Source organism: Piscibacillus halophilus, assembly GCF_900110685.1.
GTDB lineage: Bacteria > Bacillota > Bacilli > Bacillales > Alkalibacillaceae > Piscibacillus > Piscibacillus halophilus.
In genome coordinates, this window is sequence record NZ_FOES01000005.1 from 1 (window position 1) to 16,566 (window position 16,566).

The window sequence follows — 16,566 nt, forward strand, 5'->3', positions numbered from 1 at the left end:
ATGGATATATCGAATGCGAAAAGAGAAAGTCGAACGTAGCTTCGCAGATTCAAAAGAACTGCATGGGCTGCGCTATTGTCGTTTGCGTGGAAGGGATAATGTTCGAGAGCAAGCGCTTATGACAGCTGCTTGTCAGAACATGAAGAAGATTGCCCTCCACCTAGACCGTGTGGTCTAGGTAGAGGAGAGTCTTTTTCTTATTATTAAGGTTGTGATAGACATAAATTATTGAGATATCTATTTATTAACCTAAAAAAGCTTGTAGAAAAACACGGGGTTTCTCTACAAGCTGAACTTAATTCTATTAAGTTTTTTGTAGTCCACATTCCCTAATAAAATTCGAAACCCGAAATATCATACTATAGTAATAAACCTTTTTAAATGTTGATTTTCCAAGGCTTATCACCTCTTCGTCCCTTTAACACTGAAACCATTATACTATTCAGATAATTCAATAAATTAAAGAGATATCATCATGACAACCTGAATCTTCCAATCTATAATATCTATTAAATAACAATTAGGAGGGGTTTATTTGAAGAAAATGAAACGCGCGACATCCGTTTTACTTGCTTCAACATTAATACTAGTTGGCTTTCAAACAAGTCACGCACTCATCGAAGATGATATTCAAGCACCAAATGTTATGTCACAACAAAAAATAAAGGACTTTAAAGATCATGTCCCCATCTTCGTCCAAGAAAAGCAAAAAGAGCGGTTTGCCAATAGTGATGTCAAAAATGCCATGGCATACTTAAATAAGAATAAAACTAAACATGGCATTGATAGTGTTGAAGAAAATTTAAAAGCTAAAAATGTTGAGAAAGACGAGATTGGAATGACACACGTTCGCTTCAACCAAGAGAAAAATGGCATTCCAATTGAGGGAACAGAAGTCATTGTTCACTTCAATGATCAAAATGAAGTGGTTTCAGTCAACGGTCACGTTAGTGATCATTCCATCATAGATCACCTCAATACTTCCCCTAAGTTAAGTGCAAAAAAAGCGATTGAATTAGCAATATCATCTGTTAATGCTCCTGAAGAGTTAAAATATGAGCCAAACTCAGAACTTGTCATTTACCCATTTGAAGGTGACAACTATTTAGCCCATAAAGTTAATGTTACGTATCTATCTGATGACCCAGGTAACTGGTTTGTTTATGTAGATGCCCATAATGGACAAATTATTGATAAGTTTAATGCTCTGCATCCAATAGAAGAATATGAAATGAAAGATCACAAAGGTGTCGGAACAGGTGTTCATGGTGAACACCGCAAGGACCTTTATATGTCTCGAGTTAAACCAGATAAAGAAGATACTTTATTCATGCTTGCAAACCATATCCATGAGGGATTAGAGGGTATTTATACGTACGATTACAACACTGGTGAGCTAGCAACTAATGACTCAGCTTCTTTTGTAGATGAATACCATCACCCTGCCGTAGATGCTCATTATAATTCAGAAACGGTTTATGAGTATTATAAAGAAGAGCATGACCGTAATTCATTAGATGATGAAGGCATGGCGATCATTTCATACGTTAACTATGGAACCAATTATAACAATGCCTTCTGGAACGGTCGTCACATGACATATGGTAATGGAGATGGTGATTTCATGGTTCCATTATCTGCAGGTCTTGATGTTGCTGCACACGAAATGACTCACGGGGTTATTACAAATACAGCTAACCTTGTTTATCGTGAGCAACCAGGTGCATTAAACGAAGCCTTTGCTGATATCTTTGGTGCTCTGATTGATGATGAAAACTGGGAAATGGGTGAGGATATCATGGGTCCTGGAGCAATCGAAGATGGACGAACAGCATTACGAAGCTTAAGTGATCCTAGTAAATTCCCTGTTAACGAAGATTACGTACCATATGGGAATGGCGAAGGAATGTACCCATCACATATGGATGAGTACTATGATTTACCACTTAATCTAGATAATGGTGGTGTACACATTAACTCCTCTATTATTAACCATGCTGCTTATTTAACTGCTCAAGAAATTGGACGTGATGCATTAGGGCAAATCTATTACCGTGCACTGACGCATTATTTAACACCTTATTCTGATTTCCAAGAAGCACGCCAAGTAATCATACAATCAGCAGTTGATTTATACGGAGAAGATAGTGAAGAAGCTTTAGCTACAGCTAGCGGCTTTGATCAAGTTGGAATTTACGAAGAATAATGAATAAAAGCCCTCGCAACTAGTTGCGAGGGCTTTTATTGCTTCTTCCAACATTTCATTGATTATCTCTATAACGATACCTATACTGATAACCATCAAACCAATTATCTGTTGTGAATGAATATTTCATCCACATCTCTGAAGACGAATTTGTTTCCTCTGTTTCAACTAACTTGATCTCTCCTGGTTCCATAGTTATAACTTTCGACTCTATCTCTTTTTGCTGTTCTCCATTTTTATCTATGGTTCTAATTAAAAACTGAACATCCTGAGTTTTTTCTAAATTGTTTTTAGCATAAAACACGTTATACACTTTAAAATCGCAATCTCTTCTTCTCATACATCGTTCTTCTGAAGTTGCTAAAACTAATCCTATTTCCTCATCATTATCTTCTTCAAGTTCACTATAGGCGTTATTGAGTGCTGAAGTGTAATTCATTTTTTTGCCAGCAGGAAAAAACCAAGACATAAAAACAAATATACCTAAACATATAATAACCCCAAGAATCCAAACCACCTTAGGATCATGTAAATCTTTGGGTAACGGGTTTTTACGATAACGAAAGGTCACAAATATATTAACTAAACCTATAATTGCAAATAGACCTCCCGATACAATTAATCCACTTATAAAAGATGAGCTGTTAATAAATATTGGAATGTCGTATGTATATTTTTGATAAATGGCTATGACTAATATTAATAAACATAACCCTATATATAGCCCAAGTGGACCTTTCCAATTCACTTGATCTCGCTTTCCCTTTCTCACATTTAAAAACGAGAAATATAACCAAATAAAAGGAGCAACTCCTAAAGCTATAACAATATATTCATAATACATAATATTTCTCCTTTAGCTAACTTCTCGATGAGATATTATTTTCTATCATCAGAATACTGTTTAAGTCATAACATCTCAAACAATAATAGTAATAGAAATAATCCAAAACTTTAAGATTCTTCAAGTTCGATATTATATTCTTCTGCTAACTCTTGTAGTTTTTCATCCGCTTCTTGAGTTAATTGCTCAAACTCGCCAAATAACCCTTGAGCTTCCATCGAAATTTCTGTTGCTTCATCTTCAGATATTTCACCATTCACCAACTGTTCTAAAGCATCTAGTTCAACCGTGATTGCTTCATTCCATTTTTCAATTTGTTTTTTGCGTAATTCATGATACTCTTGAACGGCTTCAGTTTCAGGTTCTTGCGATTCCACGTACTCTAACATTTCACCTGCTAGTACAGGTAAATCCTCACCTTGAATCTCATACATTTCTTCGACACTAGTAGCTGTGGAAGCCTCTTGAGCAATAATATTGATTTCATCCATTCTTTCTTGTGTGTAATCCATGAAATCGTTATGGTAATTTCTTAGTTCTTTCCCTTCATCTGACTCACCACAAGCGACTAAAAATATAGGTACCATTAAAACCGGTAATAGACTCTGAAATAATTTTTTCACTAATGATCTCTCCCTTTATTATTCAAGATCTATGGTTGTTGATCCTGTCCATACCTCTTCTAAAAAATCAATTTTAGGTCCAGAAGAACTTTGAAAAACATTCTCTTTAAAACTATCAATCACACCTTCTAATGTGGTAGATTTAAATTCGTTTGATGCCTTTACATGGAATTTATTTTGGTCAACCTTTAACTGGGCATCCTCTAATAAACCGCCATTCGATGTAATCGCATGTCTAACCCTTTGGATAACTTTGTTTTCTACTGCTTCACTAGATAATAAATCTCTAAGTTTATTTCTAACGAGCGGTTCATGCAATTCTTCATTTAAGACCTGGTCGAATGCCTCGATTTCAATTTCCTTTACCGACCAACCAGAATATTGACCTGAATTTGTTAGAGACTGTTTTCTATCGGACACCTTTTCATCAAAATCTTCAAAAAAAGCTTGTAAAGCTCCTTCTAATGTTTCGTCCTCATACTCCTCTATCACTCGTTGGACTTCTTCATAGTAAACACTCGTCGCAACCATACTAGCTTGTTGAGCGATGGTGGATGATTTCTCTTTCGTAGCAAAGACGCTACCTAGGTTTAAAACAAACACAAACAACACCATATTAATGGTTAATAAACCTAATACAAATATCGCGATGTTACCTCGTTCATTTTTTAAAATGTTTTTCATCACTCAATCACCCTACTATTGGCTTTGGTCGAAAAATTGATCGTAGGCACTCCGTGACCTAATATCTCGTCTGGTAAAAAAATAAGCTTAATCTGTGCATTTACTGTAGTCGAAAACTCTTTATTAATTTGGTTGGGTCCGCTGATTGACCCACTTAAGTAGCTACCTGTCGAATTCAAAACTTCCTGTGCTGCAGAAGTGGCTTGATCATGGTTTTCGGTAACTGAATACACTTTCGCATACTCATTAGCCGCCGATTGCGCTACAATCACCCCATTAACGCTTACAATGAATTGAATCATAATCGCTAGCAGGATAATAGCCAATGGGACTATTCCTATAAATTCAATTGTCGCTGAACCTTCCTCAGATTTTAATTTTTTCATTAACTATTACCCTCCCTGAGTAATTATAGATTTCTAGTGTCTTCTTTAATATTATCAAGATATCTTTCTTGATCTTGATCATGTTTTTCTAATGCAGCTTTCTTATGTTCTTCTTTGGACATATTATCTTCCTCTGGTAAATAATTAATTTTTTTCATTTCAACATCTATTCTCTTCTCAGCTGTTGCAAACTGATTCACAAACTGTTTGACATCTTTATAATTTCTTTTGTTATATTTACCATCTTCCAAATAGCCCTTAATTAAATCGAATGTACTAATCATTTCGCGAGAAGTTTTTAATATATGATACTGTAAATAATCCAACTCAGCGACCAAATCTTTTAATTCACTTAAATCTTCAAGCAAAAACTTTTGCTGGTCTATTACTTTGCGATCAATAAACTGCTTACCTTTTTCCATCGTTTTTAAGTGATGACTATGTAACTCCAATATTTGATTCATATATTGGGCACCATTTTGCAAATTCTCTTTTTCCGTTCCACTTGTGCTAATCTCAGTGACAGCATCCTCTAAAAAATTCTTTGTTTGTTCATAGGCTCCCATATTAATTTCACTTCTTTCGGATCCTAGAACTATTAAACTGTTTAACAAGTTATTTATGGCAATAATTTTCTTAAACGCAAATTCATAGTCCTCTTGACTCGCATCTTTATCAGATATAATAGCTAATTTTATACCCTTTGTAATTCGATTCTTATAATCTACCATGTAAAAATTGACACCTTTATAGTAAAGGTGATTGTTAACGATTCTGTAACGTTCAAAAGCTTTCTTATATTTTTTTGCTTTGTTAATTAAACTCTGGTCTGTTACTTTCAAATGACCACCCTCAATATAATAAAGTCTGTATTAATTCTTAAGAGAACCAGCCTTTAATTTTATTAATCGTTTTCTTACCACTATCAACTAATGAATTTTTCATAGATTTTAAAGTATCACCATTGAAACCTTTCCAGTTTTTAGAAACAAATTTAGTAGCTCGAGATGCTAGCCATACACCTGCGCCTGCTGCACCAACGCCAAGTCCTACCACTGGGTTAACTGCTGCTACTGCTATACTTGCATTCATCATCATATTGCCTACTCCAGCTCCTATGTCTGCTCCTGCAGCTACTTTGTCAGGTGTAGATGCATTGCTCCCCAGAACATCAGTAAAAGTATCTATCTTATTATAAGTGTCTATCCCGGATAACACTGTACCCACTGCGGATGCTGCAATATTAAATTTTGATAACGCCCCAACTGCAGTTGTATGTGGTGAAGCTCCGTTATTCACTACACTAACAGCATTTGCTAAGTCTTGTGCATTGTCAATTGTCGAAGTTAAGTCCTTTGCACTTTTTACCGCATCTAGATACTGTTTAGTTTTTACGGTATCAAAAGTACCTTTAACTAATCGTTTTGTATTTGATGCAGTGTCATATGTATCAAATAAAATGTTATCTCCTAGACCTAGCTTTAGCCCATTCATCAATATATTATTTCGGAATTCACTAACAGATGAAAAGCCAAACTTTGAATCATAACCCATGCCCTGCATGTTTTGACTGGTAAGAAAATTACCTATTAGATTTGCTTTACCTTGAACTAAACCTTTAATAATCAATTCGGATCTTTTATAACCATCAGAATTAATAACATCAATAAACTGATCATGTAAAGAGCTTTCATTTGAAGTACCGCTTATTCCTGAGAAACCAGGTTGCATCCAATATGACCCTAGAGTCCCATTTCCATTGAAACCATTGTTCAAAAATGGAGAACCGGCAAACCCATTTCCATAAAATCCACTATTAGCCCAGGGTGATCCTAGAGTTCCGTTTCCATTAAATCCGTTTTGGGACCAAGGATTTCCCGTGATTCCTTCTCCAATAAACCCTTCCTGAGTCCAATACTCTCCTGTAAAACCTTCATCTCCCCATCCTTCTAGTTGCCAAGGTAAAGACTGCCACTGATTAGGTGGGATTCCTTGCGTTGGATTTCCTTCCCAATGATCTCCTTGAGTTCCTTCACCTTGCCAAGGATCACCTTGCCATTCAAGATTTGAACCATCCCACGGAGCTCCTTCCCATGGGTCACCTGTCCATGGATTACCAGACCATGAATCTACCGCGTAAACCACAGGTGTAAATAATGGATATAATGCTATAACGGCAACGACTAGGGAAATTAAAACTTTTTTCAATTTACTAAACACATCAACACCCACTCCCAAATTTTTTCACAAACTAATCATAATTAACGGTTCATGTTGTTTAATAAAAAGTAATCTCATACCAAAACTAAATTAAAAGTTTAGTAGATTTTATGGATAATAATCTGAATTTTTTATCTGTATCATCTAAGCATGAAAATTTAATCCAGATTCCTTAAATCTTTTTTTAAGTCTTTTAGATACCCACGTTGTGTATCCTTATAACTTTCTTTAACGAGTTGAACATGCTCTTCCTTAGTTAGATTTCCTTGGTTTTCAAAATAAGTCACCTTTTTAATTTCTTGTTCAAGGGCAGATTTATTTTTAGAGAACTCTGTTATATACCTTTTTACATCAGATGTAATTAATTCTTTAACTTGACTATTATAATTTAGATCTTCATTGATCTGAACAAAATCATCAAATGTATTAAGTTCATTATTCAATTGCTGGTACTGAATATAATCTAATGTAGCTAATATCGTTTGTACATATTCCACATCTTCCGGAATAAATCGATTTCCATCATTTTCACGTTTTTGTTCAATAAATAAATGATATCGATCCATTAGTTCAATTAATTCATTTTGTAGAATTAAATTGTTCGTAATAGTATTCAGGGCATTCTTATAGTTATTTTTTATATCTTCGTCCAATCTAACTTTTTCTGCTACCTGGCTTAAAAAAGACTTTGTTTTTTCGAAAGCTAACATATTTATATTTTTTCTAGCATTACCATTTTTCACTATACTAGCACCATTATTAAGTAAGAATACAAGTAATTCTAATGCTTTATTATAGTCACCTTTCGTTACTCTGTTATTTGTAGCTGAAATAATAAAATCATTACCTTTACTAAATAAGCTAGAATAAAAGACTAAGTAAAAATCATTTCCATTTAAATGAACATAAAAAGGGTGTACCGTATACTTTTCAAATAGTTTTTTATGCATTTTTGCATCTTGAATAACTTTTTGAGGTGCCATTAAATTCCACCATACAGTTAAGTTAAATTTACAGGATATCTTAACTCTTTAATTATTTTTTTATTAGAATTTCTTTGCCTCTGGATATAATCTTGAATATAAGCATCCATATATTCTTCTTTAGATTGAACTTTAGATGTATCAATATATGTTGCTTGTGCAAGCTCTTCCCTCATTTGCTCTTTACCTTTAGTGAATTCAGCAATATATTTATTAATCTCTGCATTAGATAAATCTGGATTATGCTGAATGATTTGTTGTAATAACTTAAATTCGTCTGTTGAGTCAATTAACAAATTTATTTGTCTGTTTTGTAAATAATCTAACTCTGCATTCATTTTTAATATTTCATCAACATCTTCAGGAGTATAGATATTTTTGGGTTCTTTTGATTTTATAAAATTATTGAAACGGTTCATAAGGTTAGATAGTTGTTTTTGATAATCTAGTATTTGCTCTATTGAATCATGTAGTGAATTTATAATCGAAAAATCTTCTTTGGTTAGACTAGTATTATTTTGTACATCATTTAAGTAGGTATTTGTTTTCTCAAACCCTATCATATTTATATTTTTTCTTTCAGTCCCATATTTTAATGTCTTACCGTATCTTGTTAGTAAAAGAGTATATAATTCAAAAGCTTCCAAATATTCTTCTTTAGTTACGTTTTCATCTCTTAATGTGAAAAATATTCCACCTGTATCTTTATTAAACCTTTTATAAAAAGCCATGTGGTAAACGTTACCTTTATAAGATAGGTTTTTTTGATCGATCCAATATGATTCAAAAAGTTTCTTATGATGTTCAACTTTATGTTTTAATTCAACCTGCATCTTATCATCCTTTCAATTTAAGAGAACCAACCTTTAACTGTGTTAAATGCACCACTTACTTTCTCTTTTGCACCGTTCCACATGGATTTAGCAGTCTCTTTCACACTGCCTTTCCAACGTTTAGCAATAGCCCCCGTTAATTTGGAACCTACCCATACTGCTGCACCTGCTGCGACCATTCCTGCACCTACTAATTGACCACCTGGAATGGCGGTTGTAACGACACCCGCATTCATTAAAGTGCTTCCTACTCCTTCTCCGATTTTAGCGCCTGCTTCAGTCAGTTCTGACCCCGATGCACCCGAGGCCCTTAAATCATTAAAGTCAGATATACTTCCCGCTGTTTCAACAACTGAAAATCCTGTCCCCACAGCTGCTGCTGCAACATTTAGTTTTGATAATGCACCTACTGCAGCAGGAGGTGGAGTTATATTAGAAGCCGCTGCTAAGTCACTTACACTATCAGCCGTTTGAGCTAAATTTCTTACAGTTCTAAAATCTTGAATTCCACCGACTCCGGCTGCAACAGTGTTTGCTGTATCATAAGCATCAAAGACAAAATTATCTCCCATGCCTAATTTTAGACCATTAACAAGAAGGCCACCTCTGAAACTGTTAAGCGAACTTAAACCAAAACTAGAATTATATCCTAAGTTCTGCATGTTCTGATGAGTAAAGGCATCTCCCACTAGATCCACTTGACCCATAATGACATCGTTAACCACATACTTGCCAGCCTTATAACCATCACTTTGGACAAAGTCATGTAAATTCCATGAATCACCATTAGTTGTTTCACCTGTTGATGAATTGGCAGTGAATCCATTTTGAGCCCAACCTGAACCTTGAGTTCCATTTCCATTGAAACCATTGTTCAAAAATGGAGAACCTGCAAATCCATTTCCATTAAATCCGTTATTGACCCACGGAGATCCCACGGTTCCATTTCCATTAAATCCGTTTTGAGACCAAGGGGTTCCTGTAGTTCCGTTCCCATTAAACCCGTTCTGGGACCAATAATCTCCCGTAAAGCCGTCAGCTTCCCATCCCTCTAATTGCCATGGTAAAGCCTGCCACTGATAGTATTCTTGGATAGGGCTTCCTTCCCAAGATTCCCCCTGAGTTCCTTCGCCATCCCATGGATTACCTTGTGTGCCCTCACCTTCCCAAGACTCTCCTTGCCACTGTAGATGAGATCCATCCCAAGGGTTTCCTTCCCATGAGTCACCAGTCCATGGATTACCAGACCAAGAGTCTACTGCATAAACAACTGGTGTAAATAATGGATAAAAAGCTATTACAGCAACAACTAACGAAATAAAAAGTTTCTTAATCTTATCAAACACATTAGCACCCACTTTCTTTAAACAACTTTTTCCTCTTCTGCTACTTCTAATGTCTTTAAGGATTCACGCCATTTCAAAATAAAAGAAGTCATAAGCATAATTAAGAAAGGAAAAAATATTAGATTTAATGTCATCTGGGTGATCATCTGAGCTGCAAATGAAGATGTTATGTTAAATAATTGATAGGTAACAAAGATTCCAAATAATAGTTCTACCATCCCTAAAGCGAAAAGCAGTAAGGATATTTTAACAATACGTTTCTTACCAATCCGAAATCCTTCTTTAAACGATTTCCAAACGGACTTCTCATCGAAAACACTTATATATGGTACCGGGAAAACCAAAGCTAAGAAGATTAATCCTGGAAGTAAAAATAAGGCAAATCCTATCGTACTAATAAATGCCGTAATACAAGCAAACACAAAAACAGTGAATCCATTCACTAGAAAAATATAAATCGAGTTTCTAAGATTATGATCTATACCAACATGCTCGTTATAAACAAATCGAATATAAGGAGTTTGGGCATACAGAAATAACAACAAAGTTAAAAAGCCGTTATAAATATCAGCAACGGAGTAAACTGCAGAAAAACTCGGTGTAATCGCATATATGTAGTTCGTAATGAAGGAATGTAATAAGAGCAATGGTAACGTTGTGGTTAACATCAGCACTAATATCTGTTCAAATTTACCTGTATATAATTCCCAAGTATTTCTTAAAGGATGATCCATTTTAACCTCTCCAACTTTTCTAATGTATTAACTTAATAGATTTAATGGTTACTACTTACTTTCTTCCTAATTCATCAAGCATATTAATCGTTTTCTCGTACTCTTCTTCCATTAAGCCTTGGTATTGATCAAATTGTTCTTCATTATATTGTGATAACTCATTGTATCGATCTTCAATTAATTTTTCTAAATCTGATACGACCTCTTCATTAATTTGTTCTTGTTCTACAAGGAGGTTAATACCTCTATCATAGAGTCTACTTTCTCTTTTAATAATGTCCTGAAATTCAGACGAAATGCTGTTCAGCTCATTATTCTTATCGATTTTATCCCAATTAATATCTGTTTTTTCTAAAGCGCCCCATATATTGTTACTTGCATCTTGTAGCGCTTTACCTATACTGTTTTGAGCGGCTTCTAATAATTCTGCGCCCGAATCAACATTAGTAAATTCCCCGCCACCAGCATTTGCAACTTCTTGGAGTTGTTTCTGTGCTTCATTTCCTACGTCAAAACCAATTATATTTACAGCGGTTGCAATCCCTGATTCATGTAATTCTTTTGCTGCCTTTACTGGATCACCGTCACAGGTCTCTTCACCATCACTTATGACATAGACAACATTTTCTACATCATCGCCAGAGTGTTCCATTAAATCCTCCTCAGCTGCCTCTATTGAAGCTGCAAGCGGTGTCCATCCAACGGGTTCAAATAGAGAAAGAGCTTCCTCAAACTTCTCACTATCATAGATATCTAATGGATAAACTACCTCAGAACTTTCACATGATCGTTCTTTATCCGCATTTTTGTTACTTCCTTTATGACCATACACTCGAAGCATAATTTGGGCATCTTCAGGTAGGTCTGATACAAATTGTTTTAAAGCATTTTTAGCAGCTTCCATTTTCGTTTCATTACCTACTGAAGCTCCCATGCTTCCACTTGCATCCATTAATAAGGCAATATGTTGTTTCTTTTCTTCTGTTTCATTTTCTTCTTCAAAATTTTCACTCTCGGGTGCGCCTTCAACACTGAACGATGGATCAAATTTCTCATACTTACTTAATGGGGGTTGAAAGTCAGCCGCAAATAAAGATGTTAAGTAGCGATAAACATCATCTGCCGTGGAATCTTCAGGTAAAGCTTCTAGTCTATTCTTTAACGCTTCTTCATCAATCTCATCCATGGAAAATAACTCTCCAGGCCCCTCTTCAATCATTCCTTCTGGATCAGTTGCAGCTTCTGGAAATTCATTAAATTCTGATTCACCTTCATTCTCATCGTTTTCGTCTGAAGCGGTATTTTGATTAGAACAAGCGGTCATCAACAAAACCAGAAGAAAGATCATGCTTAAAACCCATTTGAATCTAAGCATATCACCCAAACCTCCATCTACATGAACACTTAACTTGAATAACTATCTTTTTATGCAGTATCCTTCTCTTCATGAGCACGTATCCTGTTTAAAAAATTTTTTCTGGCTAACGGCAGTGCAGTACCCACTACAATTGCTGTTAACGGAAAACCTCCACTTCCAGTTAGCCACTCATAAATCGTAATTGGTGCGTAAATAACATAAATGAAGACCATTAAAATGATAAAAAACCTATTCCATTTCTTTTCCTTCTTAGACATTTTTATCCTCCTTTCATGGACACATTTTTAGGACTGATGATCAAAAAGATCCACATCTTTATATTAATTAGTCAATATTGGATATCTAAGATTTTTTATGCTTTTTGGCAATTTTTCTAAATTCGAGAATGTTATTGCTCATTTTTATACTCCTGTACTATCTCCATAACAAAGGGCTATATGTGTGGAATTTCCTTCTGTAATTAGGATGGGTAACGTAAATGATTTATTTTTTCGTTTATGAGGTCTTCTAGACCTCTTCTATAGGTGACATCCCATTTTTGATGTATGGAATCATAAGAATCAAAGCTTGTGATATTAATATCTCTTGTTAAGTTATTAATTAAATTTTCTAATTCAGATTTTACAATTTGACTAGTCATTCCTTTTAGGGTATTTGGCTTAATTAGTGAATTTGTTTTAGTAAGTTCATTCCTATTTTTATAAATATAATTAAAATCATCACTATTTACATACCTTTTATGTAATTGCTTATATTGGATTAAATTAAGCGAAGGCACATAATTCAACAGTTGTTCCAGTTCTTCTCTTGAAAAGATGTTTTTCTCATCTATCATTTCAAGAAATTTTTTAGCATCATTCCAAAGTCCATTAAATTCATTTTGTAATTTAAACATTTGATCTAAGGTCTCAAATGCCCGTCGATAAATTTCTTTTGTATTTGTATCTAGTGATTCTTTTTTTAAGACGATTTCTAAATAGTTCTTAACTTCTTCATGTGAACTTAGTTCAACATTAGTTCTGTCAACACCATTTTCAATATTCTTCTTTGTTATTATAAACTTGAAAAAAGCTGCAAAGGCTTCAGTTGATTTATTATGATCTACACTTTGAGTGGGAGAAATAATTGCATAACCTCTCTCTGTACCTATAAATCTTGATTTATACAATACAAAATAGTAGGGGGTATCATCTATGAAGTATGCGTAAGGATTCACTTCTATTTTTTCAAAATCTTTTTTATGTATTTTCCCTAGTTCTAGAAGACGTTTTTTATCAAAATTCACAAACAAATCCCCTTATCATAACATTCTGCTTAATAGATAGATTAGAATTAGGAAACCTTAGTATTTTCAATATCTTTGCTTTAACAACTTCTGCACTTTCGAGAGCGGTTTGTTTAACAGCAGCAATGTGTTCTTCCTTAGTTAGTTGATCCATATTTTTATTTTTGTGACTTAAGTTCTGAAGCGATTTACGAAATCCTTTTTTACCTTTCGAGAACTTGGAAAGATAAAATCTAACATCATAATTTAAATATTGTTTAATATCAGGATTGGATTTTGCAATCTTATAAACTTCTTTAAATTTATCAACGGTTAGATATTGAGTGTTTAATTGTGTATATTGTATATATTCTAATTCTCCAACAAACTGAAGTAGATCATTTACATATTCTTTTGTAAAATGTTCCTCTAAACTTTGATCTAATTTATTTTGTTCAGCATTAAACTCGTTATATTGATCAATAAGCTCATCTTGGAGATTTAATATATATTCCACCGAATTCAAGCACTCAATAAATAAGGGTTTTTCTTTAAAATTAACTTGCTCAGTTACCTGTTTGAGAAAGGCATAAACCACTTCAAAAGAAGACATATTAATGCTAGCTCTAAAATAACCATCCTCACTTAATGACGTAACATATAAAGAATATTTTACTAACCAATCTAATGCTTCCATGTAGTGACTAACATTCTTAGGGTATTGCGGTGAAATTACTGTATAACCCTTTATACGTTTTTTTCTATAAACAACTAGAAAAAATTGGTTACCATTAACAACATAACCACCTGGTTGGATACTAATTTTCTCTAAAATTTTTTTATGTTTTTTGGATATATCCTTAAGCTTAGGGTCTTGGTAATTCATTGTTACACCCTTGATCGGGACATCTCCTTATCAAAGTTTTATATAGTTTTACACATACTACACATGAGGTTATGATGGATAACGCAGAAGTTTTAATTCTTTTTCAATCCGGTCCTCTAGTCCTCTTTTAAAAGTATCTTCCCACTTTTGGTGAATCGAATCATAAGTATCAAAGCTTGTTACAACTATATTTTTTGTTAATTTTTTTAACAGATTTTCTAATTCCTGTTTAACATATGGACTGGTCATACTTTTTAATATTTTTATATCAATTAAAGATTTAGATTGTTTTAGATGATATCTATTTTCATAAATGAAATCAAAATCTTCGCGATTTATGTATCTTTTATGTAATTGTTTGTATTGGATTAAATTAAAAGTTGGAATGTAACTCATTAATTCCTCTAAATCATCCTCAGAAAAAAAACCCTTTTTATTTATGTCATCAATTCGTCTTTGGGCTTCCTTCCATTGTTTATTAAATTCCTCTTGTAACGTAAACATCAGTTCTATGGTTTCAAGAGCGCGTTTATATACATCCCTATCCTTCAACTGTTCAATACTTAGTATATTTTCTAAGTAAACTTTAACTTTTTCATGAGAAGTAAGATCTACCTTTGTTCTATCTAAACCATCTTCAATATTGTTAGTCGTAATCGCATATTTAATATGTGCAGCAAAAATATCTGTTGATTCTTTAGAATCTTCTTGTTCTGGTGATATTATTGCATAACCTTTCTCTGTACCTATTAACCTTTTTATATATATAACTAAATAATAGGGGACATCATTTTTAAGGTAAGCATATGGGTTAATGTCTACCTTTTCAAAAGACTTTTTGTGTTTTTTACTTAATTTATAAAGTTGATTTCGGTTAAAATTCACAAGCTCATTTCCCCTTAATATTTATTAATTGTGCTTTAGAGCTAATAGCTATATTTTATTTTGAAAAAAACCCAGTAACAGTGCTCCAAGTTTTTTTAGCTGCATTTTTAACTGAGTTTGCAGCTTTATTTCCTATAGACTTAGTAGTAGACCATAAGTCTCCTTTCCAATTATTTGCAAACAGTTTTACACCCTTCGAAATAGCATAAACTCCTGCACCTACAGCTGTAACACCAAGCCCCAAAGCCTGCCCTCCAGGGACAGCCATCGCTAATGCACCAGCACTCATAATTGTGTCCCCTATGTTTTCACCGATATCAGCACCTGCAGCAGCTCTAACTGTACCACTGACATTATCATTTAGATTCATAAATGCACTAATACTTTCACCCGTTTTATATGCAGAAACAAATGAATTCAATCCAGCTAACCCTGCATTAAACTTTGAAAGTGCACCCATACTATTCCAGGTACCTTTAACATTAGAAATATCCGTGTTGTTAAAAAATGTACTCCCAGACTCTTTTAATAAAGATGAGTATTTACCAATCATCGATGTTTTACTTTTATTGATAGATTGACCAGCAGTATCTGTAAAATCTTGAGCTAACCCTCTTAGCTCTTTAGCTGAATTAAATACTTCATACGTATTAGAACCGGTATCATAAATATTAACTGCGGTATCATTGTCGCCTAATAATAACTTTGAGCTGTTAAGTACTATGTTATTAGTAACTTTCCCTAGGCTTAAATTACCGTCAAAACCAAAAGGGTTGGGATCTGATAAGTTTGCGATGTTATTCAAACTATTAGTTGCAAAATGAACACTTTTAAAAGCATCAGCTTCATAAAATGATTCTGTACTAGAACCAAAATTATCCGAAGGGGTTACATCAATACCATCCACCGGCACATTGGGTGCAGGCCGCAAATCAGGTGACCCAAGATACCCGTCATACCCAAATTGATCACCCACAGCCCCTCCTTCCAAGTACCGAGGATCAATCGCCCAATCATAATTACCATGGACTGAAGTTTCAGAGCCCTTAGAACCTTTGCTCTCCCAAGGATTTCCCTGCCATGTTTCACCTTCCCACTCGAGACTAGAACCATCCCAAGGGGTACCCTCCCAAGGATTACCTTCCCATGAATCCCCTGACCAAGGGCTTACGGCAAGTATGGTAGGTGTAAGTAAAGGAGAAAAAGTTATATATAACACTATTGTTAAAATTACACTTTTCTTAAACCACTTTTTAATCCTCATCACCCCGTTTTTACTCATTCTTTTTTACGG

The 16,566-nt window shown here is 34.2% G+C and carries 18 protein-coding genes; 2 read left to right on the forward strand and 16 right to left on the reverse strand.

Annotated features, from left to right (window positions below):
* Both BMY57_RS04000 and BMY57_RS04005 read left to right on the forward strand, forming a co-directional pair.
* A partial coding sequence (locus tag BMY57_RS04000) for a transposase (RefSeq protein ID WP_177176325.1) occupies positions 1–178 on the forward strand: 178 nt, incomplete at its 5' end.
* Positions 179–544: 366 nt separating this feature from the next.
* Positions 545–2,206 carry a M4 family metallopeptidase gene (locus BMY57_RS04005; RefSeq protein WP_091772850.1) on the forward strand — a complete coding sequence of 554 codons (1,662 nt, stop codon included), beginning with the start codon at positions 545–547 and terminating at the stop codon, positions 2,204–2,206.
* 55 nt (positions 2,207–2,261) lie between these two features.
* Here the strand turns inward: BMY57_RS04005 and BMY57_RS04010 are convergent, their stop codons facing one another.
* From BMY57_RS04010 to BMY57_RS04085, 16 genes are all read right to left on the reverse strand, one after another.
* On the reverse strand, positions 2,262–3,050 hold the full coding sequence (locus BMY57_RS04010) for a hypothetical protein (RefSeq protein ID WP_091772741.1): 789 nt from the start codon (positions 3,048–3,050) through the stop codon (positions 2,262–2,264).
* 110 nt (positions 3,051–3,160) lie between these two features.
* Positions 3,161–3,673, reverse strand: coding sequence for a hypothetical protein (locus BMY57_RS04015; RefSeq protein ID WP_091772742.1), 513 nt, complete (start codon positions 3,671–3,673; stop codon positions 3,161–3,163).
* Positions 3,674–3,691: 18 nt separating this feature from the next.
* On the reverse strand, positions 3,692–4,357 hold the full coding sequence (locus BMY57_RS04020) for a Tad domain-containing protein (RefSeq protein ID WP_091772743.1): 666 nt from the start codon (positions 4,355–4,357) through the stop codon (positions 3,692–3,694).
* Positions 4,357–4,743, reverse strand: coding sequence for a TadE family protein (locus BMY57_RS04025; RefSeq protein ID WP_091772744.1), 387 nt, complete (start codon positions 4,741–4,743; stop codon positions 4,357–4,359). Before BMY57_RS04025 ends, BMY57_RS04020 begins: the two co-directional genes overlap by 1 nt.
* 23 nt (positions 4,744–4,766) lie before the next feature.
* Positions 4,767–5,585 carry a hypothetical protein gene (locus tag BMY57_RS04030; RefSeq protein ID WP_091772745.1) on the reverse strand — a complete coding sequence of 273 codons (819 nt, stop codon included), beginning with the start codon at positions 5,583–5,585 and terminating at the stop codon, positions 4,767–4,769.
* A gap of 37 nt (positions 5,586–5,622) precedes the next feature.
* Complete coding sequence (locus BMY57_RS04035; protein WP_091772746.1) at positions 5,623–6,963, reverse strand: hypothetical protein; 1,341 nt, start codon at positions 6,961–6,963, stop codon at positions 5,623–5,625.
* A 158-nt stretch (positions 6,964–7,121) separates the two neighbouring features.
* The gene (locus tag BMY57_RS04040; protein WP_091772747.1) at positions 7,122–7,946 is read right to left on the reverse strand and encodes a hypothetical protein; all 825 of its coding nucleotides are present in this window, start codon (positions 7,944–7,946) and stop codon (positions 7,122–7,124) included.
* Between the two features lie 17 nt (positions 7,947–7,963).
* Positions 7,964–8,779, reverse strand: a complete 816-nt coding sequence (locus tag BMY57_RS04045; protein WP_091772748.1) for a hypothetical protein — start codon at positions 8,777–8,779, stop codon at positions 7,964–7,966.
* Positions 8,780–8,796: 17 nt separating this feature from the next.
* Positions 8,797–10,125 carry a hypothetical protein gene (locus tag BMY57_RS04050; RefSeq protein ID WP_091772749.1) on the reverse strand — a complete coding sequence of 443 codons (1,329 nt, stop codon included), beginning with the start codon at positions 10,123–10,125 and terminating at the stop codon, positions 8,797–8,799.
* A gap of 17 nt (positions 10,126–10,142) precedes the next feature.
* Complete coding sequence (locus tag BMY57_RS04055; RefSeq protein WP_091772750.1) at positions 10,143–10,859, reverse strand: hypothetical protein; 717 nt, start codon at positions 10,857–10,859, stop codon at positions 10,143–10,145.
* 55 nt (positions 10,860–10,914) lie between these two features.
* Positions 10,915–12,234, reverse strand: a complete 1,320-nt coding sequence (locus BMY57_RS04060) for a vWA domain-containing protein (protein WP_091772751.1) — start codon at positions 12,232–12,234, stop codon at positions 10,915–10,917.
* Positions 12,235–12,284: 50 nt separating this feature from the next.
* Positions 12,285–12,494, reverse strand: a complete 210-nt coding sequence (locus BMY57_RS04065) for a hypothetical protein (protein WP_091772752.1) — start codon at positions 12,492–12,494, stop codon at positions 12,285–12,287.
* A 203-nt stretch (positions 12,495–12,697) separates the two neighbouring features.
* On the reverse strand, positions 12,698–13,522 hold the full coding sequence (locus BMY57_RS04070) for a hypothetical protein (protein ID WP_091772753.1): 825 nt from the start codon (positions 13,520–13,522) through the stop codon (positions 12,698–12,700).
* Positions 13,512–14,387, reverse strand: coding sequence for a hypothetical protein (locus BMY57_RS04075; protein WP_091772754.1), 876 nt, complete (start codon positions 14,385–14,387; stop codon positions 13,512–13,514). The genes BMY57_RS04070 and BMY57_RS04075 overlap by 11 nt, the downstream gene beginning before the upstream one ends.
* Before the next feature lie 69 nt (positions 14,388–14,456).
* On the reverse strand, positions 14,457–15,272 hold the full coding sequence (locus tag BMY57_RS04080; protein ID WP_091772755.1) for a hypothetical protein: 816 nt from the start codon (positions 15,270–15,272) through the stop codon (positions 14,457–14,459).
* Positions 15,273–15,327: 55 nt separating this feature from the next.
* Entirely contained in the window at positions 15,328–16,536 is a 1,209-nt protein-coding gene (locus tag BMY57_RS04085; RefSeq protein ID WP_177176326.1) for a hypothetical protein, read from the reverse strand.
* Positions 16,537–16,566 lie beyond the last annotated feature (30 nt).